16 protein-coding genes and 1 pseudogene are annotated in these 23,080 nt (G+C 33.6%); 12 read left to right on the top strand and 5 right to left on the bottom strand.

Going from position 1 to position 23,080, the window contains the following annotated elements; genetic code table 11:
- The first annotated feature begins 42 nt into the window (after positions 1-42).
- The 3 genes from N524_RS0111505 to N524_RS0111495 all read left to right on the top strand — a co-directional run bounded on the left by N524_RS0111505 (position 43) and on the right by N524_RS0111495 (position 2,589).
- Positions 43-774: an alpha/beta hydrolase gene (locus N524_RS0111505; protein ID WP_026083469.1), complete on the top strand. Its 732-nt coding sequence runs from the start codon at positions 43-45 to the stop codon at positions 772-774.
- 27 nt (positions 775-801) lie between these two features.
- Entirely contained in the window at positions 802-1,044 is a 243-nt protein-coding gene (locus N524_RS0111500; RefSeq protein ID WP_017637016.1) for a hypothetical protein, read from the top strand.
- Positions 1,045-1,260: 216 nt separating this feature from the next.
- Complete coding sequence (locus N524_RS0111495) at positions 1,261-2,589, top strand: sodium-dependent transporter (protein ID WP_029056573.1); 1,329 nt, start codon at positions 1,261-1,263, stop codon at positions 2,587-2,589.
- 71 nt (positions 2,590-2,660) lie between these two features.
- Here N524_RS0111495 and N524_RS0111490 read toward each other — a convergent pair whose 3' ends face one another.
- From N524_RS0111490 to N524_RS0111480, 3 genes are all read right to left on the bottom strand, one after another.
- Positions 2,661-3,281 carry a LysE/ArgO family amino acid transporter gene (locus N524_RS0111490; RefSeq protein WP_029056572.1) on the bottom strand — a complete coding sequence of 207 codons (621 nt, stop codon included), beginning with the start codon at positions 3,279-3,281 and terminating at the stop codon, positions 2,661-2,663.
- Between the two features lie 206 nt (positions 3,282-3,487).
- A complete protein-coding gene (gene hchA / locus N524_RS0111485; RefSeq protein ID WP_029056571.1) occupies positions 3,488-4,366 on the bottom strand; it encodes a glyoxalase III HchA in 879 nt (292 codons plus the stop codon).
- Positions 4,367-4,510: 144 nt separating this feature from the next.
- Positions 4,511-5,047 carry a pentapeptide repeat-containing protein gene (locus N524_RS0111480; protein WP_029056570.1) on the bottom strand — a complete coding sequence of 179 codons (537 nt, stop codon included), beginning with the start codon at positions 5,045-5,047 and terminating at the stop codon, positions 4,511-4,513.
- Between the two features lie 294 nt (positions 5,048-5,341).
- Between N524_RS0111480 and N524_RS0111475 the strand changes: the two genes are divergently transcribed.
- The 5 genes from N524_RS0111475 (at position 5,342) to N524_RS13055 (ending at position 18,104) form a co-directional block, all read left to right on the top strand.
- Positions 5,342-6,250: a PLP-dependent cysteine synthase family protein gene (locus tag N524_RS0111475; RefSeq protein ID WP_017637021.1), complete on the top strand. Its 909-nt coding sequence runs from the start codon at positions 5,342-5,344 to the stop codon at positions 6,248-6,250.
- Positions 6,243-7,388, top strand: coding sequence for a bifunctional cystathionine gamma-lyase/homocysteine desulfhydrase (locus N524_RS0111470; RefSeq protein WP_017637022.1), 1,146 nt, complete (start codon positions 6,243-6,245; stop codon positions 7,386-7,388). The genes N524_RS0111475 and N524_RS0111470 overlap by 8 nt, the downstream gene beginning before the upstream one ends.
- Positions 7,389-7,646: 258 nt before the next feature.
- Complete coding sequence (locus N524_RS0111465) at positions 7,647-8,714, top strand: Leu/Phe/Val dehydrogenase (RefSeq protein WP_017637023.1); 1,068 nt, start codon at positions 7,647-7,649, stop codon at positions 8,712-8,714.
- A gap of 736 nt (positions 8,715-9,450) precedes the next feature.
- Positions 9,451-10,377, top strand: a complete 927-nt coding sequence (locus N524_RS13300; RefSeq protein ID WP_081772624.1) for a YSIRK-type signal peptide-containing protein — start codon at positions 9,451-9,453, stop codon at positions 10,375-10,377.
- Positions 10,378-10,385: 8 nt separating this feature from the next.
- The gene (locus tag N524_RS13055) at positions 10,386-18,104 is read left to right on the top strand and encodes an Ig-like domain-containing protein (RefSeq protein WP_029056569.1); all 7,719 of its coding nucleotides are present in this window, start codon (positions 10,386-10,388) and stop codon (positions 18,102-18,104) included.
- A gap of 99 nt (positions 18,105-18,203) precedes the next feature.
- Here the strand turns inward: N524_RS13055 and N524_RS0111450 are convergent, their stop codons facing one another.
- Positions 18,204-18,563: a DUF1304 domain-containing protein gene (locus N524_RS0111450; RefSeq protein WP_029056568.1), complete on the bottom strand. Its 360-nt coding sequence runs from the start codon at positions 18,561-18,563 to the stop codon at positions 18,204-18,206.
- A 147-nt stretch (positions 18,564-18,710) separates the two neighbouring features.
- Positions 18,711-18,911 (bottom strand): cold-shock protein, encoded by a 201-nt coding sequence (locus N524_RS0111445; protein ID WP_002461971.1) that lies wholly within the window; start codon positions 18,909-18,911, stop codon positions 18,711-18,713.
- Between the two features lie 374 nt (positions 18,912-19,285).
- Between N524_RS0111445 and N524_RS0111440 the strand changes: the two genes are divergently transcribed.
- The 4 genes and pseudogenes from N524_RS0111440 to N524_RS0111425 all read left to right on the top strand — a co-directional run bounded on the left by N524_RS0111440 (position 19,286) and on the right by N524_RS0111425 (position 23,012).
- Positions 19,286-20,308 carry a methionine ABC transporter ATP-binding protein gene (locus tag N524_RS0111440; protein WP_017638304.1) on the top strand — a complete coding sequence of 341 codons (1,023 nt, stop codon included), beginning with the start codon at positions 19,286-19,288 and terminating at the stop codon, positions 20,306-20,308.
- A gap of 4 nt (positions 20,309-20,312) precedes the next feature.
- A complete protein-coding gene (locus N524_RS0111435) occupies positions 20,313-20,972 on the top strand; it encodes a methionine ABC transporter permease (RefSeq protein WP_029056567.1) in 660 nt (219 codons plus the stop codon).
- A 38-nt stretch (positions 20,973-21,010) separates the two neighbouring features.
- Positions 21,011-21,851: pseudogene (gene gmpC / locus N524_RS12935) on the top strand (dipeptide ABC transporter glycylmethionine-binding lipoprotein).
- Between the two features lie 348 nt (positions 21,852-22,199).
- Positions 22,200-23,012 (top strand): LysM peptidoglycan-binding domain-containing protein, encoded by an 813-nt coding sequence (locus N524_RS0111425; protein ID WP_029056566.1) that lies wholly within the window; start codon positions 22,200-22,202, stop codon positions 23,010-23,012.
- Positions 23,013-23,080 lie beyond the last annotated feature (68 nt).

The raw sequence follows: 23,080 nt of genomic DNA, 5'->3' as shown, positions 1-23,080 counted from the left end.
TATATACGTATTAAATTTTAAAAGTTAGGAGAGTACGACATGATGAATATTAAATCACCAAGTCCACTTTATTTAAAAGGTACAAACAATCAAGCAATATTATTATTACATTCATTTACAGGTACTGTTAAAGATGTAAAACACCTTGCGACAACATTGAATGAACAAGGATTTACTTGTTATGTACCTAATTATCCTGGTCACGGACTACCAGTGACTCAGTTTGTAGCGTACAATGTTGAAGATTGGTGGCATTGCGTGCAAGAAGCGTATCAATTTTTAAAAAGTGAAGGATTTGAGAAAATTAATGCTGCTGGCGTCTCATTAGGTGGTTTATTCACATTACGTTTAGCTGAAAACGTTGAGTTAAACCGTATTGTAGTCATGTCTGCACCAAGCGAAAAGACGAAAGCAGGTATCTCTTGGCGTTTGGAAAAATATGGGAAACGTATGAATGACATAATGAGATTATCAGAAAGTGAAAGCACTCATGAATTAGCGCAAATAGAGGACTATCAAAATGATATAAAAACATTCCAAGAGGTTATTAATGATATTATGTCACATTTGAATGAAATTACTGCAACTGCAAGAATAGTATATGGTGGTCAGGATGAAGCGGCTTATGAAGACAGTGCCCACTATATTTTCAACCAAATCAGTAGTGAACATAAAACGATACAAGAATTCCCACGCAATCAACACTTGATGACGCATGGTGAGGGTAGAGACGAATTGGAGCAAGATATTGTTAAGTTCTTCACTGAGCAATAATATCTTTATAAAAGGGCGTGTTCATAGATGAAAAGGACTTTTTTATTAACATATATAACGACTTCGGGTAAAACATATACAGAATTTAAGACATTTGAAAATGGCATAGATAAAGATAAATGTGTGAGACGAATTTTAGATGAATTTGATGAGTTGCCATATTTATATTTAGAAAAGGGAAATAGCATCCATTATATCAATGTTGATCACATTGAAAGTTTAGAGATTGAAGAAGTACATGATGGACAGTCAATCACTTATAGCAGTTAAAATATGAAAAGCTAAAAATTTAAAATAATGTTATAAGGAAAATAGCCATAACTCATTCATTTTCAGTTTATATTTAAAAACAAATTGAAAAAGGTGAGCAAGGCTATTTTTTTATTATTCTGACAATTTAGATGGATATTGCACATAAATGCTATAAATGGTAAAGTGTTACTTAAATACATAAACGCTTTAACGCACTAAAGGAAGTGATCGGATATGAGCAAACAATCAGAATGGAAGACATCAACTGGTTTTATATTGGCAAGTGCTGGTTCTGCAATAGGTCTAGGAGCAATGTGGAAATTTCCTTATATGGCAGGCATTTACGGTGGCGGCGCATTTTTATTAATGTTTTTAATCTTCACCATATTTGTAGGACTACCATTATTAGTTATGGAATTTACAGTTGGGAAAATGGGAAGAACCTATACCACACAAATATATAGTAAACTTACAGGCAAAAAATGGTTAAATATTATAGGGTGGAATGGTAACTTAGCAGTATTTATCTTATTCGGTTTCTATAGTGTTATTGGCGGATGGATTATAATCTATATGGCTAATGTCATTTGGCAAATAGTTACGTCGAATACATCTGATCTTGGTCAAATTCAATTTGAAGCGATTATTAGTAATCCATGGTTAACAGTGACAGGACAGGGCATTTTTATTTTCTTAACAATGATTATAGTCATGCTCGGTGTCGAAAAAGGCTTAGAAAAAGCTTCCAAAATCATGATGCCGTTATTATTTATCTTTCTAATAATAGTTGTTGGAAAATCGTTAACTTTAGACGGTTCTATGGAAGGCGTACGTTATTTATTGCAACCCCGAATTAAAGATATATCTATGGAAGGCATCTTATTTGCTCTTGGACAATCCTTCTTTACATTATCATTGGGAACGACTGGGATGATTACTTACGCAAGTTATGCTCCGAAAGCTATGACAATCAAATCATCGGCTATTTCAATTGTATTGATGAATATTTTAGTTTCAGTCTTAGCGGGATTAGCTATTTTTCCAGCGTTAAAAACATTCGGATACCAGCCGCAAGAAGGGCCCGGTTTATTATTTAAAGTGCTACCTTTAGTATTCGATAAAATGCATTTCGGTATCGTCTTTTATCTTATCTTTTTAATTTTATTTTTATTTGCAGCATTAACATCATCTATTTCATTATTAGAGTTAAACGTTTCTAATTTTACAAAAAATGATAATACTAAACGTCGACCTGTTGCACTTATCGCAAGTATACTCGTATTTATTATTAGTATCCCAGCCACTTTATCGTTCGGTAGTTTAAGTGGAATTAAATTTGGCGCTGGCACTATATTCGATAACATGGATTTTATTGTATCTAATATTCTAATGCCATTAGGAGCGCTAGGTACTACACTTGTTGTAGGCCAATTATTAGATAAAAATTTATTAAGAGAAAACTTTGGTAGAGACAAATTCAAACTATTTTTACCTTGGTATTATTTAATTAAATTTGTCATGCCAATCGTAATTATTTTAGTATTTATAGTTCAGTTATTTTAAAACTAGATTTTAGATAAAAATATAGCAATAAAGGCTTATCGAAACTACGAATTTCGATAAGCCTTTTTATGTTATCTAACCAAAATATGCCAAATATTTTTGATGATAAGTAAACTGACAATGAGAACGATAATACTCGAGATTTTATTTAAAATAATGATGTATTTACCAGTTTTATCAACAGATCCTAACATTTTTCCAAGGACTGCTAAAAAAATAAACCAAATCCAAGAGACTGAAATAGTAGCCACTGCGAATAATAACTTTTCATTACCTTGATACATAGAAGCGCTAGCACCAATGACGCCGATTGTATCCATAATCGCGTGAGGGTTAAGTAGTGAAACAGAGAGTGCAAATCCGATTTGTTTCTTAGCGCTCATAGGTTCCATATGTTCTAAATTATTTGGCTTTTCATTCCACAATGACCAAGCCATATATAATAAGAAGGCTAGGCCAATAATATAAATTACTAATTGTAAAATAGGTAGTGACATTAAAACGAGTGAAACACCTAATATAGCTAATACTATTAAAGTCGTATCACATAAACCTGCTGTAATAATGACTGGTAATGCTTTGGTTAATTTCTTTTGATTAGCTCCCTGGTTAAATACAAATACGTTTTGAGCACCTAATGGCAAGATAAGACCTAAAGCAAGTAAGAATCCGTGAATCATAGGTTGCATAATAGCACCCCTTTTTTATGAGCTAGAATAGTTATCTTAAAAAGTTTAAATATCTGAATATTTAAAAAATATTATACGGAAGACATATATACTTTTCAATATTAAATATTTTATTAGGGATTGTTCTCATAAAAAAGCCCAAAGCAGTAGTATTTTAGATGCTTTAGGCTATGAAACATATATTTTAAAATTGAGATTAACAAATTCGATTATGACTCTTTTGTGGCCTCGACTAATGTATCTGCTGCAAGTAAACCAAGATTATTTGAAGCTAATGGACTATCGCCAGTTAATAACTTACGGTCTTGGTGTGTTTGGCCACTCATTTCTTTATTTACAATATTAAGTCCTTGTTTGCTTAATAAGTCTGCAACTAACCATTTAAGTTTACCCGGTAAGTAACCAATGTCGATATTAGCGCCGTCATCAAGCGCATCAGGGAACACACAAACTGAATAACCTTCAAATGGTGATGATTCTCTATTTAAACCAGCAGATAATAATGCAGCAGGACCATGACATAATGTGATAATAAACTTATCATAATCTAATGCCCAATCTAACGTTTGTTGTACATCTTCACTTTCGGAAATGCCAACTACAGCCGCATGTCCACCAGGTATAAATAGGGAAATATAATCTGAATCAGGACCGAGTTCATTTTTAATTACGTCTGATAACACTTTTGGTTGTTGTAGTTTTTCTTTTAATTTATTGTAAGTCGCTTGAACAGCCTCGTCTTCTTCAGGCATAGCCCAATGTTCTAATTTTACAGGATAACCCGTTAATGTAGCTACATCGACATCAAAACCTGCTTCCATTAAATGATGCAATGGTAATAACATTTCTACTGGGTGATTACCTGTGGAGAACATTTTGCCGTTTTCTAACAATACATATCGCTCTTCTGCGGCAATCATTAATACTTTCCATTTACCTCCAGTATAAGCATTTTTATGTTTGACACCATCAAAGTCTGTTTTAGGTGCTGTATATTGACTTAATGAATAAGGAGAAGGGAAAAATGCATTATCCTCCGCTTTATCAAGCGTTGGCACTTTACTTAATTCACTTGTGTCTTGAGTCATATTCAATTCCTTCTTTCGTAGGTTTGTAATGTTTATTACCTTGTAAGATACCTCATAAACATATACCAATAGCTACATGTCTCTCTTTTAATATAAAAAATGTACACTAAGACAGCATTATAAGGTCTAAGTGTACACTTTGAATTAGATGTATTGTACATTTTCAAAAATTACATTTTGTTTTTGAAGTTCTTCTGCAATATTTTGAGGTAATTTAGTATTTTTAAATGTCACATGATCAAAGAAGCAGTGTTTTAATTTTATATTTTCAAATACAGATTGGTTAATTTCTGTTTTTTTAAAAGTGACATTTTTAAATGTAGTATCAGTGATTTTAACTTCACTAAACGTATTGCCATCAAATACAACGTCTTGAAAGACTGTATTATTAATCGTTGTTTCATCAAACGTCGTATTTTCTGCGTTAATGTTTTTAAATTGGTTTTTGTAAAAATTAACTTGTTCGAATATGCAGTCATTCAAACTACTATTTATAAATTTACTGTTTGAGACAGCATTAATATTTTTAAATATACCTTCATTAAAATTACAATTTTTAAAACGACTTTTATTAACTTCTAATTCATCGTACATAGAATTTCTAAAATTAGTTGAATTATGATTTACATTTTTATAGTTTTCTTGAGTGAATACAGATAACGATAAGTCTTTATTTGCCATATAATTACAAACTCCTTTACTAGCATTAAATGATATGTCTTTTCTTATACAGGAAAAATAAATATAAATTTATAGAATTAATATACGTTATTCATCATAACATGAGATGGCTTCTGGCACATTTGATTGAGTTTGAAAATAGAAATATAAAAATATGATTTATTATAAACAGTGAAATTGCAAAATATTCTAAAATCATTTATAATTCATACCTGTTAAATAAGAATTATTGGAATATGGGAAAAGGCATTGTATAGTTTTCCTTAAAATACATAGGAGATGTATATATATAACATGATTGCATACGATTTGATTGGACAAACACCACTTGTTTTATTAGAAAGTTATAGTGATGAAAACGTTAAAATTTATGCTAAACTTGAGCAATTTAATCCTGGAGGCAGTGTCAAAGATAGGCTAGGAAAGTATCTTGTTGAACAAGCAATAGAAGAAGGGCGTCTTCAACGTGGTGATACTATAGTGGAAGCTACGGCTGGAAATACAGGTATAGGATTAGCAATAGCAGCTAATCGCTACGATTTAAAATGTGTCATATTTGCACCTGAAGGCTTTTCTGAAGAGAAAATTTCAATTATGCGTGCTTTAGGTGCTGATGTAAAAAGAACAGCTAAAGATGAAGGTATGATTGGAGCACAACAAGTTGCCAAACAATACGCTACTGACACACAATCCATTTATATGAATCAGTTTGAAACTAAACATAACCCTGATGCCTATACACACACCTTGGGGAAAGAACTTACAGATGAACTGAATCATATTGACTATTTCGTAGCTGGTGCTGGATCTGGTGGTACATTTACAGGTGTAGCAAGACATTTACAACCTTTAGGTGTTAAAAGCTATATTGTCGAACCAGAAGGCTCGATATTAAATGGTGGACCAAGTCATGCTCATGACACAGAGGGTATTGGTTCAGAGAAGTGGCCTGGATTTTTAGAGAAAACTTTAGTAGACGGTATTTTTACAATTAGTGATAAACATGCTTTTGAAAACGTAAAAAATATTGCTAAAAATGAAGGATTACTTGTAGGTAGTTCATCTGGTGCAGCATTACAAGGTGCACTTGAATTAAAACAACAATTAGACAAAGGGGTAATCGTAACCATATTCCCTGATGGTAGTGATCGATATATGTCAAAACAAATATTTAATTATAAGGAGATGGATGATAATGAATAAAAAAACACAAATGATTCATGGCGGACATACTACAGACGAATATACAGGTGCTGTAACAACACCTATATATCAAACAAGTACTTACTTACAAGATGATATTGGAGATTTACGTCAAGGTTATGAATATTCTCGTACAGCCAATCCAACGCGTGCATCATTAGAAAGTGTCATTGCAGATTTAGAACATGGTAAACATGGTTTCGCATTTGGGTCAGGTATGGCTGCAATTAGTGCAGTTATCATGTTATTAGATAAAGGCGATCACCTTATATTAAATTCTGATGTATACGGTGGCACATATCGTGCATTAACTAAAGTATTTACAAGATTCGGTTTAGATGTTGATTTTGTTGATACTACAAATATTGATGAAGTTGAAAAATATATTAAACCTGAAACTAAAATGTTATATATTGAAACACCTTCTAACCCATTATTACGTGTAACAGATATTAAAGGTACTGTAGAAATTGCTAAAAAACACAATTTGATTTCTGTTGTAGATAATACATTTATGACACCTTATTATCAAAATCCATTAGACTTTGGTATTGATATTGTTTTACATTCTGCTACTAAATACATTGGCGGACACAGTGATGTAGTAGCTGGATTAGTAGTAACTGCTGACGATGAATTAGGAGAACGTATTGGTTTTATTTCTAATTCAACAGGTGGCGTTCTTGGACCACAAGATAGTTATTTATTAGTAAGAGGAATCAAAACACTTGGCTTACGTATGGAACAAATTAATCGTAATGTTGAAGCGGTTATTGATATGCTTCAATCTCATGACAGTGTACAAAAAGTATTCCATCCAAGTGTGAAAAGTCACCTAAATTATGATATACATGCAGCGCAAGCAGACGGTCATACAGGTGTAATCGCTTTTGAAGTGAAAGATACTGAAGCAGCTAAAAAAGTGATTCACGCAACACAATATTTCACTTTAGCTGAAAGTTTAGGTGCAGTTGAAAGCTTAATCTCAGTACCTGCTTTAATGACACATGCGTCTATCCCATCAGATGTGCGAGCTAAAGAAGGTATTACTGACGGCTTAATTCGTTTATCAATAGGTATTGAAGATACAGATGATTTAGTCAATGACTTAAAACAAGCACTTAACACATTAAATTAAATCTAATTAGTCATATATAAGCGTATCTTTCTTTCATTTAATAATGCACAACATTAATAGATTAAGATTAGTATAAACTGACGACAAAGAATCAAATTTTGTCGTCAGTTTTTTATTTTTAATAGAAAATTCAGTGTAAACAAATTTTCATATAATTCTCAATTTGGCTAATATTGTGCGTGTTTTAAATTAAGATTATTCCTATTTTGTCAGGGTATGCGAATAATGTACATTGAATTATAGAGAGGAGTATTTTTAATGATTTTCGAAACTATGGAACAAGAAGACTATGAACAAATGGTTTTTTGCCAAGATAAAGCAACAGGCTTAAAGGCAATTATTTGTATTCATGATACGACACTTGGACCAGCATTAGGCGGTTGCCGCGTTAGAAATGATTATAATTCTGAAGAAGAAGCAATAGAAGATGCTATGAATTTAGCACGTGGTATGACATATAAAAATGCAGCTGCTGGCTTAGACCTTGGTGGAGGTAAGACAGTAGTGATGGGTTCACCTAATAAAGAAGATGAAGAAGCATTTTATAGAGCATTAGGTCGCTATGTTAATACATTAAATGGTCGTTACTATACAGCAGAAGATGTTGGTACATCTGAACATGAAATGAATTTGATTTATAAAGAAACACCATATGTTTGTGGTACTAGTCAATCATTTGGATCAGCAGGTAATCCTAGTCCAATGACTGCTTATGGTATTTATATAGCAATGAAACGTACGGCTATGGAACAATTTAATGGTGAATCACTCGAAGGTAAAACAGTAGCCGTCCAAGGTGTAGGTCACGTATCATATGAACTTTGTCGCTTATTACATGAAGACGGAGTTAAGTTAATTGTGACTGATATCAATAAAAATAACGCACAACGAGCAGTTGATGAATTTAATGCACAATTTGTCGAACCAGATGACATCTTTTCAGTAGAAGCGGATATTTTCGCACCATGTGCACTTGGGGGTATTTTAAATGATGATACTATTCCTCAATTAAAAGTTAAAGCCGTATGTGGTTCAGCGAATAACCAATTAAAAGATGAAAATAAACATAGTAAAATGTTAGAAGAAAAAGGTATATTATATGCACCAGACTATATTGTTAATAGTGGTGGTGTAATCAATACAGCTGACGAATTAAATGGTTACAATGAAGCGCGTGCGACAGAAAGTATTGAAGGTATCGATAAGATTGTTAAACATATATTCGATATAGCTAAATCTCAAAATAAGACACCATTAGAAGCTTCACAACATTTTGCTGAAACACGTATGAATCAAATGTCACGTATTCATGATATTAGAAAATAAAAATGATGAAATAAAATATAGAATTGTTGTAGCCTGGGATAAATAAATGTCTCAGGCTACAATTTTATATTGGCAGTAGTTGACTGATAAAGTAATTCTTTTTCTTTAGAAATTAGAATTACTTATGCATGAGTGCTAACTCATGTAATCCTTAGTGGAACACCTTAGCTAAAGCTAATGTGTAAGTATCACTAAACTATTTAAAAATAGTAGTGATACTTTATTTTAAATTCTAGTCAACATTGCCGGGGTTAGACTACGAAATAAATTTTAGGAAAATATTATTTCTGTCTAACTCCCTTTTTAATTGTGTAATGAAATTGATGAGATATGATACTCAACTTGAAGTAATAACTGCTATTTTGAAAAATTACTTTAACAAATTTGAATAATCGAAAATGATTTTGGTTATTCGGGTTTATAAATCATATATCCGGATAAAGGAAAGTTATCAAAGTACAATTTTATTATTGAATAGAGAAAGCATATAAAAAATAAAACATAAAATGTATATCTGTATTAATTGAAATTTCGACAAACTTAATTGCGTACAAAATAGTTTTGTCAAATCCATTTTATATATTTATTCATATTATTACTAAAAAATGATAAATATAAATTTGGATAAAAATTGTACAGATATATAGTTTTGTAACATTTGTAAAAAGTAAATCAATTAAGTATTATATGTATATACAATATTAAAATTGTGCAAAATATATGAAGTGATTCATAAATGAAGAACAAACAAGGCTTTTTACCACACAAACTAAATAAATATGCAATTAGAAAATTCACAGCAGGAACAGCATCACTATTAATAGGTGCAACATTAGTATTTGGAGCAGGAAATGTAGCTAGAGCAGATGAATTAGATAATGCATCTTCTCAAAATAGCGATGGCAACAAAGATAAAAGTGAACCTGTTGATATAACAGAACTCACTAATAGTAATGAAACAAATAGTACAGAAACGAGTGCCACAGACAAAACAGCTACTCAAACAGACAATGCTAATAGTGACCAACAAACTACTACAACTAATAAAGATGTAGAGGAGAAAACAACAAATAATACTGGCGATAAGCAAAGTACCGAACAAGCGAATTCAAACAACGTTTCTTCAGATAAAACATCAGCACAAGAATCCTCAAGTATTGAACAAAACACAATTGATAACTCAAACAAAAAAGCATCGACAACAAAAGATGAATCTACAACAGAGTCAGCAACTTCTGAGAACAAAACAACATCTACAGATGACAAACAAGTAGAGTCAAATAAAGACGATGAATCTATAAATAAACAAGATAGTGAAACTAATTCTACTTCTAAAGAAAATCAAACTTCAGATAAACCGACTTCAGACAAAACCTCTTCAGAAAAGAATAATACTGCAGATAAAACATCAACTAAAAATGTAGACAAAACAACTTCCAATAAAACAACATCTAAAACAGAAGAAAAAACAACTAAAGCAACTAAAGATTCAACATCTAAACAAGATGCTAAAAAAGCAAAAGAAGAAAAAGCAACATCTAAAAAGGCTACTGTTAAACATCAACTAAAAAAACTGAATCAAGCAAAAAAGAAACAACATCTAAAAATTCTAGTAAGTCTACTAAAACAACTAAAACAACAGCAAAAGAAACTACTGAATTAACAAAACAATTGGCAAAATCTAAAAATAAAGAAAAAGCAGTGCAATCATTTTTAAATAATCAAGTTTCAACAACTGAAGCAAAAGAAATATTAAAAAATACAGATGTAGACTTTAACAAAGCAACTGATGAAGAAATCAATCAAGCTGTATTACAAGCTGCTTTAAAAGAAATGGTAGACAAACAAAAGAGCACAGAAACATTAGCTACTCAGCCTAGAACTAGAACATTTATGCGCGCAATGGCTACACCTAGAATGCTTGCTGCCGCTGTTAGTGGTGACGAAAAAGCGCAAAAATCATTAAATTATTCTGATAACTATACATTTGCGTCACTAGTATTTGATCCTGAAGCTTTAGATTCTGACGCAGTTAAAAATAGTACATCAATTCCATTTAATATTCATGCGTATATGTCTGGTTCTAACTCAGGTTCTAGATATAAAATTGATTTAAATCTAGACTCTAAAATTGCAGAACATGTTACTAATATAACGGTAAACCAAGCTGGAAATAACACTAAAGTCACATTTACGAGATTAAAAAATGATGATGGCACACCGTCTAATATTTGGGAAGTCAACTATATTCGTGCAAGTGGTGGTTTATTCCCTGGTGCGGAAATTTTAGCATCTAAAACAGCAGCTGGTGGTCAAATTGAATTAGATGATACTGTTGAAAATATTCTTAATGAAGCAGGAGATTTAAGTAATAATAAACTTAATTATCAAATTTATGTTAGAGATTCTTCCGCAAACACAATCGTACGTTCATCAGAAAGTAGTGGTTATTTCCTTACATCAGCTGATGATGATTTAGTTAAGTTAAATAATAATACATCTACAGCTAATTCAAAGGATTTTAAAGCAAGTAGTGGTACAGCTATTTTAGATACAAAAGTTGGAGATAACGGAGCGATTATTGTTGACCAACAAATCGTTAAAAATGGCACATTCGGTTATGGTGGTGCTTCAAACAAACAATGGAGTTATAACTATCAAATCGATAAAGACTTAATTCCATTCATCCAAAGTGTTGAATTAGATAGATATGACTATGATGGTTTAAAAGGATTTGACAAAACTTATAAAGCTTCTAATAAAGTGGCCGATTTGTCTATAGATGCGAATGGTAATGGTACGATTACTGCTAGTGATTTAAATAATTTAATTGAATTTAATAATGGATTACCTGAAACAGTGGGTATGAGAATTGTTGTTAAATTAAATCAAAGTGCTAATAACATTCTAACTAAAGATGCACAATATGACGCAAATGGCAATTTAATTACTTCTACAGCTGATCAAGTTGAAGACTTTACATTTGCTGGCTATCTTACTGATAATGCTGGCCAACTTATTAATAATACGCTAGGAACATCTTCTTTAGAATTACAAGACTATGATCAAGATGGTCTTTTAGATAGATATGAAAGAGAAGTATCATTAACAGATCCAAATGATGCAGATACAGATGATGACTCTAAAAATGATGGAGATGAGGTTAAGACATATAAAACTTCACCATTAGTAGGTAAACCAACTGCAGCCGATATTACAATTAATGATACAAAAGTAAGTGGATCAGTCACTTTAAAAGCAAATGCAGGTACTCAAACTGCTAAAGTAATTAATTCAGCAGGACAAGTTATTGGTACATCTACTGTGAATAGCGATGGAACTTTCTCAGTTACTATCCCTAAATCAGCAGCAGGTCAGTACACAATAGCTATTGATGCATCTAACTATGATAACGATGAAACAAATACATTTAATATTATAGATAATACAATTGTTCCTGCGCCTTTAGTGGATCCTGTAGACGATAATGATACGACTATTGGTGTTCATGGTACGGCTGGTTCAACAATTACAGTTAAAGATAACAATAATAATGTGATAGGCACAGTTACATTAGGGGCTAATAGTACGACAGGTACATTAACATTATCTAAACCATTAACAGCAGGTACTCAGTTAACATCTACTGCTAGTAAAAATGGAAAAACAAGTGCAGTATCACCAACAGTAACTGTAACAGATGCAACTGCACCAGACGCGCCGGTTATTAATCCTGTAACAAGTGAAGATACAACGATTACAGGTAAAGCGGAACCAAACTCAACAGTAACATTGACATTCCCAGATGGAACAACACAAGTTACTACTGCTGATGCGTCAGGTAATTACACTGTTAATATTCCATCAAATGAAGATTTCACTGGTGGAGAAACAATTAAAGCTTCTGCTAAAGATGCAGCAGGTAATAAATCTGTGGATTCAAATATTACAGTCACAGATGCGACAGCACCAAATCAACCTACTGTTAATAGAGTAACAAGTGAAGATAAAACAATTACAGGAACAGCAGAACCAAACTCAACAGTAACAATCACGTTCCCAAATGGAACAAAAGTGGAAGCAATTGCGACATCAAATGGTAGTTATAGAGTTGCAATTCCAACTAATATAGATTTAAAAGGTGGAGAAACATTAAACGTTACTTCAACAGATAAAGCAGGTAATAAATCTACTAACGCTAATACAACAGTTGTTGATGTAACGGCACCGGATGAACCTACAATCAATACTGTAACAAGTGAAGATACACAAATTACAGGAACAGCAGAACCAAATTCAACAGTAACAGTAACGTTCCCAGACGGCACAACAGCAACAGCTAATGCAGACGGCGATGGCAACTATACAATTGATATTCCATCAAATGAGGATTTAAAAGGTGGAGAAACGTTACCAGTCACATCAACAGATGAAGCAGGTAATCAATCTGGAGAAGCAACAACAACTGTCACAGATATAACTGCGCCAGAAGTACCGACTATTAATCCTGTAACAAGTGAAGATACAACAATCACAGGTCATGCGGAACCAAATTCAACAGTAACAGAGACGTTCCCAGACGGTAATACTGCGACAGCTACAACAGATACAGATGGTAATTATGTTATTAATATTCCAACAGATGAAGATTTAAAAGGCGGAGAAGAATTATCAGTCGCATCAACAGATAAAGCTGGCAATAAATCTGACGTAGCAACAACAGAAGTTACAGACACAACAGCACCAGAAGTACCAACTGTAAATCCAGTGACAAGTGAAGATACAACAATCACGGGAACGGCAGAGCCAAATTCAACAGTAACAGTGACATTCCCAGATGGAACATCGGCTACTGCTGAAACAGATGCTGATGGTAATTACGTGATTGATATTCCATCAAATGAAGACTTAAAAGGTGGAGAAGTACTACCAGTTACCGCGACAGATAAAGCAGGTAACACATCAGATGAAGCTAGTACGACAGTGACAGATATAACAGCACCGGTCGTACCGACAGTGAATCCAGTGACAAGTGAAGATACAACAATCACAGGTAAAGCCGAACCAAATTCAACAGTAACAGTAACATTCCCAGATGGAACAACAGCGACAGGAACAACAGATTCGGACGGTAACTATGTCATCAATATTCCATCAAGTGAAGACTTAAAAGGTGGAGAAACACTACCTGTTACAGCAACAGATAAAGCTGGTAATAAATCAGATGAAGCGACAACTACGGTGACAGATACAACAGCACCGACAGTACCAACAGTAAACCCAGTAACAAGTGAAGATACACAAATTACGGGTAAAGCTGAACCAGGTTCAACAGTAACGGTAACGTTCCCAGACGGCACAACAGCGACAGGCACTACAGATGCGGATGGTAATTATGTCATTGATATTCCATCTAATGAAGACTTGAAAGGTGGAGAAACATTACCAGTTACTGCAACAGACAAAGACGGTAATAAGTCAGACCCAGCAACAACGGTCGTAACAGACACAACAGCACCGACAGTACCGACAGTAAATCCAGTAACAAGTGATGATACAACAATCACAGGTAAGGCCGAACCAGGTTCAACAGTGACAGTAACATTCCCAGACGGCACAACAGCAACAGGTATAACTGATGAGAATGGCAACTATGTGATTAATATCCCAAGTCGCGAAGATTTAAAAGGTGGAGAAACATTACCAGTTACAGCAACGGATAAAGATGGTAATAAATCAGACCCAGCAACAACAACAGTGACAGATACAACAGCACCAGATGCACCAACAGTAAATCCAGTAACAAGCGATGATACAACAATCACAGGTAAGGCTGAATCAGGCTCAACAGTGACAGTAACATTCCCAGATGGCAATACAGCTAGTGCCACAACAGATGCGGATGGAAACTATACAATTAATATACCAACTAATGAAGACTTAAAAGGCGGAGAAACATTACCAGTTACCGCTACAGATAAAACTGGTAATACGTCAGGAGAAGCAACAACAACAGTAACAGATACTACGGCACCAGATGCGCCAACAGTAAATCCAGTAACAAGTGATGATACGCAAATTACTGGTAAGGCAGAGCCGAATTCAACAGTGACAGTAACATTCCCAGATGGTACTAAAGCTAGTGGTACAACAGATGCGGATGGCAATTATGTCATTGATATTCCAGCGAATGAAGATTTAAAAGGTGGAGAAGATTTACCAATTACTGCTACTGATAAAGCAGGTAATACATCTGGAGAAACGAAAACAACAGTGACAGATACAACAGCACCGACAATACCAACAGTAAATCCAGTAACAAGTGACGATACACAAATTACAGGTAAAGCAGAGCCAGGTTCAACAGTGACAGTAACGTTCCCAGATGGCACAACAGCGACAGGTATTGCAGATGAAGATGGTAATTACGTGATTGATATCCCTTCAAATGAAGACTTAAAAGGTGGAGAAACGTTACCAGTTACTGCAACGGATAAAGACGGTAACAAATCAGACCCAGCAACGACAACTGTAGCTGACACAACAGCACCGACAGTACCAACAGTGAATTCAGTGACAAGTGATGATACAGAAATCACTGGTAAAGCAGAACCAGGTTCAACGGTAACTGTGACATTCCCAGATGGAACAACAGCAACTGCAATAACAGATGCAGACGGAAACTATGTCATCAATATTCCATCTAGTGAGGACTTAAAAGGCGGGGAAACATTACCAGTTACAGCGACAGATAAAGATGGAAATAAATCAGAACCATCAACAACAACTGTGGCAGATACAACAGCGCCAACAGCACCAACTGTCAATCCAGTAACAAGTGACGATACACAAATCACAGGTAAAGCAGAACCAAATTCAACAGTTACTGTAACGTTTCCAGACGGTAAAACTGCAAGTGCTACAACAGATGCAGACGGAAACTATGTCATCAATATTCCATCTAGTGAGGACTTAAAAGGTGGAGAAACTCTACCAGTTACTTCAACAGATAAAGCAGGCAACACATCTGATAAAGCGACTACTACAGTTACAGATACAACAGCACCGACAGTACCATCAGTGAATCCAGTGACAAGTGATGACACACAAATCACAGGAAAAGCCGAACCAGGCTCAACAGTAACAGTGACATTCCCAGATGGCACAACAGCAACTGGTACAGCAAATGACAATGGTAACTATGTGATTGAGATTCCAGCTAACGAAGATTTAAAAGGTGGAGAAACACTGCCAGTAACGTCAACAGATAAAGCAGGCAACACATCTGATAAAGCGTCAACAGTTGTAACAGACACAACAGCACCGACAGTACCGTCTGTCAATCCAGTGACAAGTGACGATACACAAATTACAGGTAAAGCAGAGCCAGGTTCAACAGTGACAGTGACGTTCCCGGATGGCACAACAGCGACAGGAACTACAGATGACAATGGTAACTATGTTATAAATATACCTGCGAATGAAGACCTAAAAGGTGGAGAAACATTACCAGTTACAGCAACAGACAAAGATGGAAATAAATCTGATCAAGCAACAACTACAGTTGCAGATACAACGGCACCAACAGTACCAACTGTGAATCCAGTAACAAGTGAAGACAAAACAATTACGGGTAAAGCAGAACCAGGCTCAACAGTAATAGTAACGTTCCCAGATGGCACAACAGCGACAGGAACTGCAGATGATAATGGTAACTATGTCATCGACATTCCATCTAATGAAGACTTAAAAGGCGGAGAAACATTACCAGTTACTTCAACAGATAAAGATGGGAATAAGTCTGATCCAGCAACAACTACAGTTGCAGATACAACAGCACCGACAGTACCAACTGTCAATCCAGTGACAAGTGAAGATAAAACAATCACAGGAACAGCTGAGCCAAACTCAAGAGTGACAGTGACATTCCCAGATGGCAATACAGCAAGTGCAACAACAGATGCAGATGGTAATTATGTGATTAATATCCCTGCGAATGAAGATCTAAAAGGTGGAGAGACATTACCAGTTACAGCAACAGATAAAGACGGTAACCAATCAGATCCAGCGACAACAACAGTAACGGATACAACAGCGCCAGAAGCACCAACTGTAAACCCAGTGACAAGTGACGATACACAAATCACAGGTAAAGCAGAGCCGAACTCAACAGTAACAGTAACGTTCCCAGATGGCACAACAGCAACTGGTACTGCAGATGATAATGGTAATTATGTGATTGACATTCCATCTAACGAAGATTTAAAAGGTGGAGAAACATTACCGGTAACAGCGACAGACAAGGATGGCAATACTTCTGATAAAGCAACAACAGTTGTAACAGACACAACAGCACCGACAGCACCAACTGTTAATCCAGTAACAAGTGAAGATAAAACAATCACAGGAACAGCTGAACCAAATTCAACAGTAACAGTGACATTCCCAGATGGAACGACAGCAACTGGAACTGCAGATGCCGACGGTAATTATGTGATTGACATTCCATCTAATGAAGACTTAAAAGGCGGAGAAACGTTACCAGTTACTTCAACAGATAAAGATGGTAACGAGTCTGACCCAGCAACAACAGTTGTAACAGACACAACAGCACCAGATGCACCAACAATCAATCCAGTGACGAGTGATGATACACAAATTACAGGTAAAGCAGAGCCAAACTCAACAGTAACAGTGACGTTCCCAGACGGAACAACAGCGAGTGCAACAACAGATGCAGATGGTAATTATGTGATAAATATTCCTACTGGTGAAGAACTAAAAGGTGGAGATCATATCGGAGTAACAGCAACGGATGCAGACGGTAATATCTCACCATCTACTGATGGAACAGTTATTGATAACAGTAAACCAGTCGACCCAAATCAACCAACAGAGCCAACAAAACCAGTCGACCCAACAAATCCAAATCATACAAAACAACCGACAGATTCTGATGATTCAACAAATCCTAGTCAGCCGGCTGAACCGAAAGAAACAAAAGATACAACTCAACCAACAGCACCGTCAAATGATAGTAAATCAACATCATCAACTCGTGCATATGGAAGCAATAAAGCAACCCATAATTCAGTTCAACGAGATACTGAAGAACAAGCACAAACAGATAACAACAGCGAAGTAACTAATTCTAACCAAAATAATGGTAGTAAAGTAGTAGATATGAATGGACAACAAGTAGAAAAATCAACGAAATCATCAACAAACAAAGATAAAGATCAAGGTAAAGGTCAGAGTGAACTACCTGAAACAGGACAAGATGTAGTTAATAAAGGAACGTTGTTCGGTACATTATTAGCCGGACTAGGTGCACTATTCTTATTCTTCAAACGTCGTAGAGAAGATGAAGACGAAGAAGAAAATAAATAATAAAATGAAATATTGATATCACAAGGCTCATTCCATTTTTGGAATGGGCCTTTTATTATAAAAAAACCGTTGAATCGAGTTTCGATTTAACGGAAATAATTAAAAAATTAATGATAAGAGAGCTAGAATTGGTAATAGACCTTGTTTAATAATGATAGACTTTTGACTTGTTAAACTACCATAGATTGCAACTATAATCATATATACAAGAATACATATAATGAGTTCTCTAGGATGATTACTAAAAAATGTCGCATAAATTACGAAAAGACCGAGAAGTCCATTATAAATACCTTGGTTTTTCATTAATGTATTTAAATTGTTATCTTCTAATGCAGATTGACTCATTTTAAAAGTTTGACTAGTTTTTTTAGAGCTTGTCATAAATGTTTGAAGTATCATAATAAAGATAAACTCAATTGCTACAAGTAGTATCAAAATAATTGAGAGTAAACTCAAAGTTAAATCATTCCTTTATGTATTAATAGTTATAACAAAAATGTAAAAGATATATTTTCTAATAATAGATGTATAAGAAGACTGACTAGTATTTTATTAAATTTAAGCATAAAAAAAGCAACCATTACGGTTGCTTTGAAAATGTTATTACATTTTTACGACATTAGCTGCTTGTTCTCCACGATCGCCTTCAACGATGTCGAATTCAACTTTTTGTCCTTCTTCTAATGATTTGTATCCATCTTCAGCGATTGCTGAGAAATGTACGAATACATCATTTCCATCTTCTCTTTCGATGAAACCAAAACCTTTTTCTGCATTAAACCATTTAACTGTACCGTTATTCATATCGAATACCTCCATGTGCTTTTTCACTAAATATTTGTAACAAATTTCATTAATCAAAAGGAGTATATTCTAAACAAATAAACTTCAATCAAATTCACGACCTTTTATTACGTTAGATTAACTATACACCCATAAACTATATAAGTAAAGTAAGAATTATAATTAATGTTAATAATTGATAGATAATCGGTATAGATGAAATGGGGTTGTTGTTGAAATCTGTTAAATATTAAGGAATATCTAAAACAAAGAAGTTAAAATAATTGATATTTTTAGAAAAATCAGAAAATGGTGTTGACTAGATCACACCCTTACAATATAATGCAAATATTCAGATAATAATTATCGGGATTAAAACAGGAGGAGGGTTATGATTGATTGAATTTAACAATGTAAATAAAGTATTTCATAAAAAGAAAGAAAAGATACATGCATTGAAAAATATATCATTCACGATTAATCAATATGATATTTTCGGTGTCATAGGGTATAGTGGCGCAGGTAAAAGTACCTTAGTTAGATTGGTGAATCAATTAGAACATGCTACTGATGGACAAGTAATAGTTGATGGACATGAAATTAATACATATAAGGAAAGAGAATTACGTAAAGTTAAAAAAGATATCGGTATGATATTCCAACATTTTAATTTATTGAATTCTAAAACAGTCTTTAAAAATGTAGCAATGCCCTTAATTTTAAGCGGGAAAGATAAAAAAGAAATCCAAGAAAGAGTGGATTCCATATTAAAATTTGTTGGTTTAAGTGATAAAAAGAATCAATTTCCTGATGAATTATCGGGTGGACAGAAACAAAGAGTTGCCATTGCTCGTGCCCTAATAACTAATCCTAAAGTGTTGTTATGTGATGAAGCAACAAGTGCGCTTGATCCTGCTACAACCAATTCAATATTAAACTTATTGAGTAATGTAAATAAAACATTTGGCGTAACAGTGATGATGATCACACATGATATGAGTGTTATACAAAAAATTTGTAATAGAGTAGCAGTTATGGAAAATGGTGAAGTAGTTGAGATAGGTGACGTTAAAGAAGTATTTAGCAATCCTAAAACCAAGACCGCTCATAACTTTGTAACTACTGTAGTCAATATGGAACCTTCTAAATCACTCATAGATTCTTTTAATCGTTATAAAAATGAAAGTGATATTGATTTAAAATTATTTATTGATCAAGAACAAATTGAATATCCTTTATTAAATGAAATGATAAACAACTATCATTTAAATGTGAATGTCTTGTTTTCATCTATGTCTGAAATACAAGGAGATACGGTTTGCTATATGTGGATTCGTATCAAAAAAGATGAAAATTACAAGAAATTTAATCTTAATTCATTTTTTGAAAATAACAAAATACATTATGAGGAGGTTTAGATAAATGTTTGGTTCTAGTTTAGATTCATCACAATTAATGCAAGCACTATATGAAACACTTTATATGGTTACAGTAGCATTGGTAATTGGCGCATTAATCGGCATACCATTAGGTGTATTGCTAGTTATTACTAGAAAAAATGGGATTTGGCCCAATACGATTTTACATCAAATACTTAACCCCATCATAAATATATTAAGATCTATACCTTTTATTATTTTACTAATTGCAATTATACCGTTCACCAAAATGTTGGTAGGCACTTCTATAGGTACGACTGCTGCAATTGTTCCTTTAACAGTGTATGTTGCACCTTATATTGCAAGACTTGTAGAAAACTCATTATTAGAAGTGGATGATGGTATCATAGAGGCCGCAAAAGCAATGGGAGCGTCTCCTATACAAATTATCCGTTATTTCCTACTTCCAGAAGCATTAGGATCACTTATTTTAGCAATTACAACTGCCATTATAGGCTTAATAGGAAGCACAGCAATGGCTGGAGCTGTTGGTGGCGGAGGTATAGGTGATTTAGCACTTGTATATGGTTACCAACGTTTCGATACAATCGTCATCGTCATAACTGTAGTTGTATTAATTATAATTGTACAAATTATTCAATCACTCGGTAATTTTATTTCACGTAAAATTAGAAGAAATTAAAATCTATTTATTTCCATGATATAGGAGGCGTAAACAATATGAAGAAAATTTTAGGAGTAATTATTTTAGCGGTATTAGTATTATCTGCTTGTGGTGGGAAGAACGACAAACAAGTTACAGTTGGTGTAGCATCTAATGACACTAAAGCATGGGAAAAAGTGAAAGAACTAGCTAAAAAAGATGGTATCGATGTACAAATCAAGCATTTTTCTGATTATAATGTTCCGAATAAAGCATTAAGTGATGGAGACATCGATATGAATGCCTTTCAACATTTTGCGTTTTTAGACCAATATAAGAAAGCACATAAAGATGCAAAAATCTCAGCAATGAGTACAACGGTATTAGCACCTTTAGGTATTTATTCAGATAAGATAAGATATAAAAGATGTGAAAAAAGGAGCTCAAGTAGTTATACCAAATGACGTATCAAACCAAGCACGTGCACTTAAATTATTAGAATCAGCAGGCTTAATTAAATTGAAAAAGGATTTTGGTTTAAATGGCACTACAAAAGATATAGTTGATAACCCTAAAAATTTAAAAATTAAAGCAGTCGATGCACAGCAAACTGCACGCGCATTATCAGATGTAGATATATCAGTTATTAATAACGGTGTGGCGACAAAAGCAGGAAAGAATCCAAAGAAAGATCCAATTTATTTAGAAGATCAGAATTCTGATGCAGTACAACCGTACATTAATATTATTGCAGTTAATTCAAAAGACATAGATAATAAAACTTACAAAAAAATAGTTAAGTTATATCATTCAAAAGAAGCTCAAAAAGCATTGAAAGAAGATACTAAAGATGGCGAAAAACCTGTAGATTTATCTCAAAAAGAAATTAAAGATATTGAAAAAGAACTAAAAGAATAATGATTAGTCTTACATCGAGATAGTAAGAAGTATACATTTTCAAATTGTTAGAAACTATAACAAAAATGTATTTGCCTTACTTTCTCGATGTTTATTTTATGAAAGCAAATAATTTTAAAAGTAACATTATGAAAAATAAAATGTAATTTGTAACTTTAAAGTGTAAAGAGGAAATGTGCAATTTATATAGTAGAAATGTATTTTATGTAAGAATCAATTTGATAATATTATTATATTTGTAATCATAATGTCATGAAATACAAATATCATATACATATAAAACAAGTATAATAGATATTGTATAAATAATCCGAGATATAAATAGAGTATTTTAGGAGGAATAAGTAATTGAATAAAAAAATTATTGCTGCAATCGTTGGAACTAGTGGAGTAAGCGCTATTGCAGCAACGCAAGCCGATGCAGCAACAACGACACATAAAGTTAAAAGTGGAGAGTCACTCTGGTCTATATCGAATAAATATGGTGTTTCCGTTTCGAAATTAAAATCATTAAATGGAATGACATCTAATATAATATTTCCAAATCAAGTTTTAAAATTATCGGGATCAACTAGTAGTACGAGCAAACCAAGTAATTCAACTTCAACAAGTAGTTCATCTACTTATACAGTTAAAGCAGGAGATACATTATCTTCAATTGCTTCTAAGTATGGAACGAGCTATCAAAACATAATGAAATTGAATGGTTTGAATAGCTTTACTATTCATCCTGGACAAAAGTTAAAAGTAACAGGAAGTGCTACTGCATCTAACACTGGTTCTAGTAATGCAAGTGCAAGTAATAATGGTTATAAAACACCTGTTTTCAATCATCAAAACTTATATACATGGGGACAATGTACTTATCATGTATTTAACCGTCGTGCTCAAATCGGTAAAGGTATTAGTACATATTGGTGGAACGCTAACAATTGGGATAACGCAGCAGCAGCTGATGGTTACACAATTGATGGTAAACCAACTGTTGGTTCAATCGCACAAAGTGATGCAGGATATTATGGTCATGTAGCATTTGTAGAACGTGTTAACAGTGATGGTAGTATTTTAATTTCAGAAATGAATTGGGCTGCTAAACCTGGAATTGTAACATATAGAACAATTCCATCATATCAAGTAAGCTCATATCGATACATTCACTAATAAATAGATATAACAATGGACTACTGATTAAGTTAATTAACTTTTTCAGTAGTTTTATTTTTTATTCA

This window comes from Staphylococcus sp. URHA0057, from assembly GCF_000620265.1.
GTDB lineage: Bacteria > Bacillota > Bacilli > Staphylococcales > Staphylococcaceae > Staphylococcus > Staphylococcus pasteuri.
The sequence above is the reverse complement of the archived record's forward strand: the minus strand, read 5'-3'. Positions and strand labels throughout refer to the sequence as shown.

Bases quoted from the DNA above. Each gene is read 5' to 3' on its own strand.
- N524_RS0111505 (WP_026083469.1), top strand. From the start codon at position 43: ATGAATATTAAATCACCAAGTCCACTTTATTTAAAAGGTACAAACAAT.
- N524_RS0111475 (WP_017637021.1), top strand. From the start codon at position 5,342: ATGATTGCATACGATTTGATTGGACAAACACCACTTGTTTTATTAGAA.
- hchA (WP_029056571.1), bottom strand. From the start codon at position 4,366: ATGACTCAAGACACAAGTGAATTAAGTAAAGTGCCAACGCTTGATAAA.
- N524_RS0111445 (WP_002461971.1), bottom strand. From the start codon at position 18,911: ATGAATAACGGTACAGTTAAATGGTTTAATGCAGAAAAAGGTTTTGGT.
- N524_RS0111500 (WP_017637016.1), top strand. From the start codon at position 802: ATGAAAAGGACTTTTTTATTAACATATATAACGACTTCGGGTAAAACA.
- N524_RS0111465 (WP_017637023.1), top strand. From the start codon at position 7,647: ATGATTTTCGAAACTATGGAACAAGAAGACTATGAACAAATGGTTTTT.
- N524_RS0111470 (WP_017637022.1), top strand. From the start codon at position 6,243: ATGAATAAAAAAACACAAATGATTCATGGCGGACATACTACAGACGAA.
- N524_RS13300 (WP_081772624.1), top strand. From the start codon at position 9,451: ATGAAGAACAAACAAGGCTTTTTACCACACAAACTAAATAAATATGCA.
- N524_RS0111435 (WP_029056567.1), top strand. From the start codon at position 20,313: ATGTTTGGTTCTAGTTTAGATTCATCACAATTAATGCAAGCACTATAT.
- N524_RS0111480 (WP_029056570.1), bottom strand. From the start codon at position 5,047: ATGGCAAATAAAGACTTATCGTTATCTGTATTCACTCAAGAAAACTAT.
- N524_RS0111495 (WP_029056573.1), top strand. From the start codon at position 1,261: ATGAGCAAACAATCAGAATGGAAGACATCAACTGGTTTTATATTGGCA.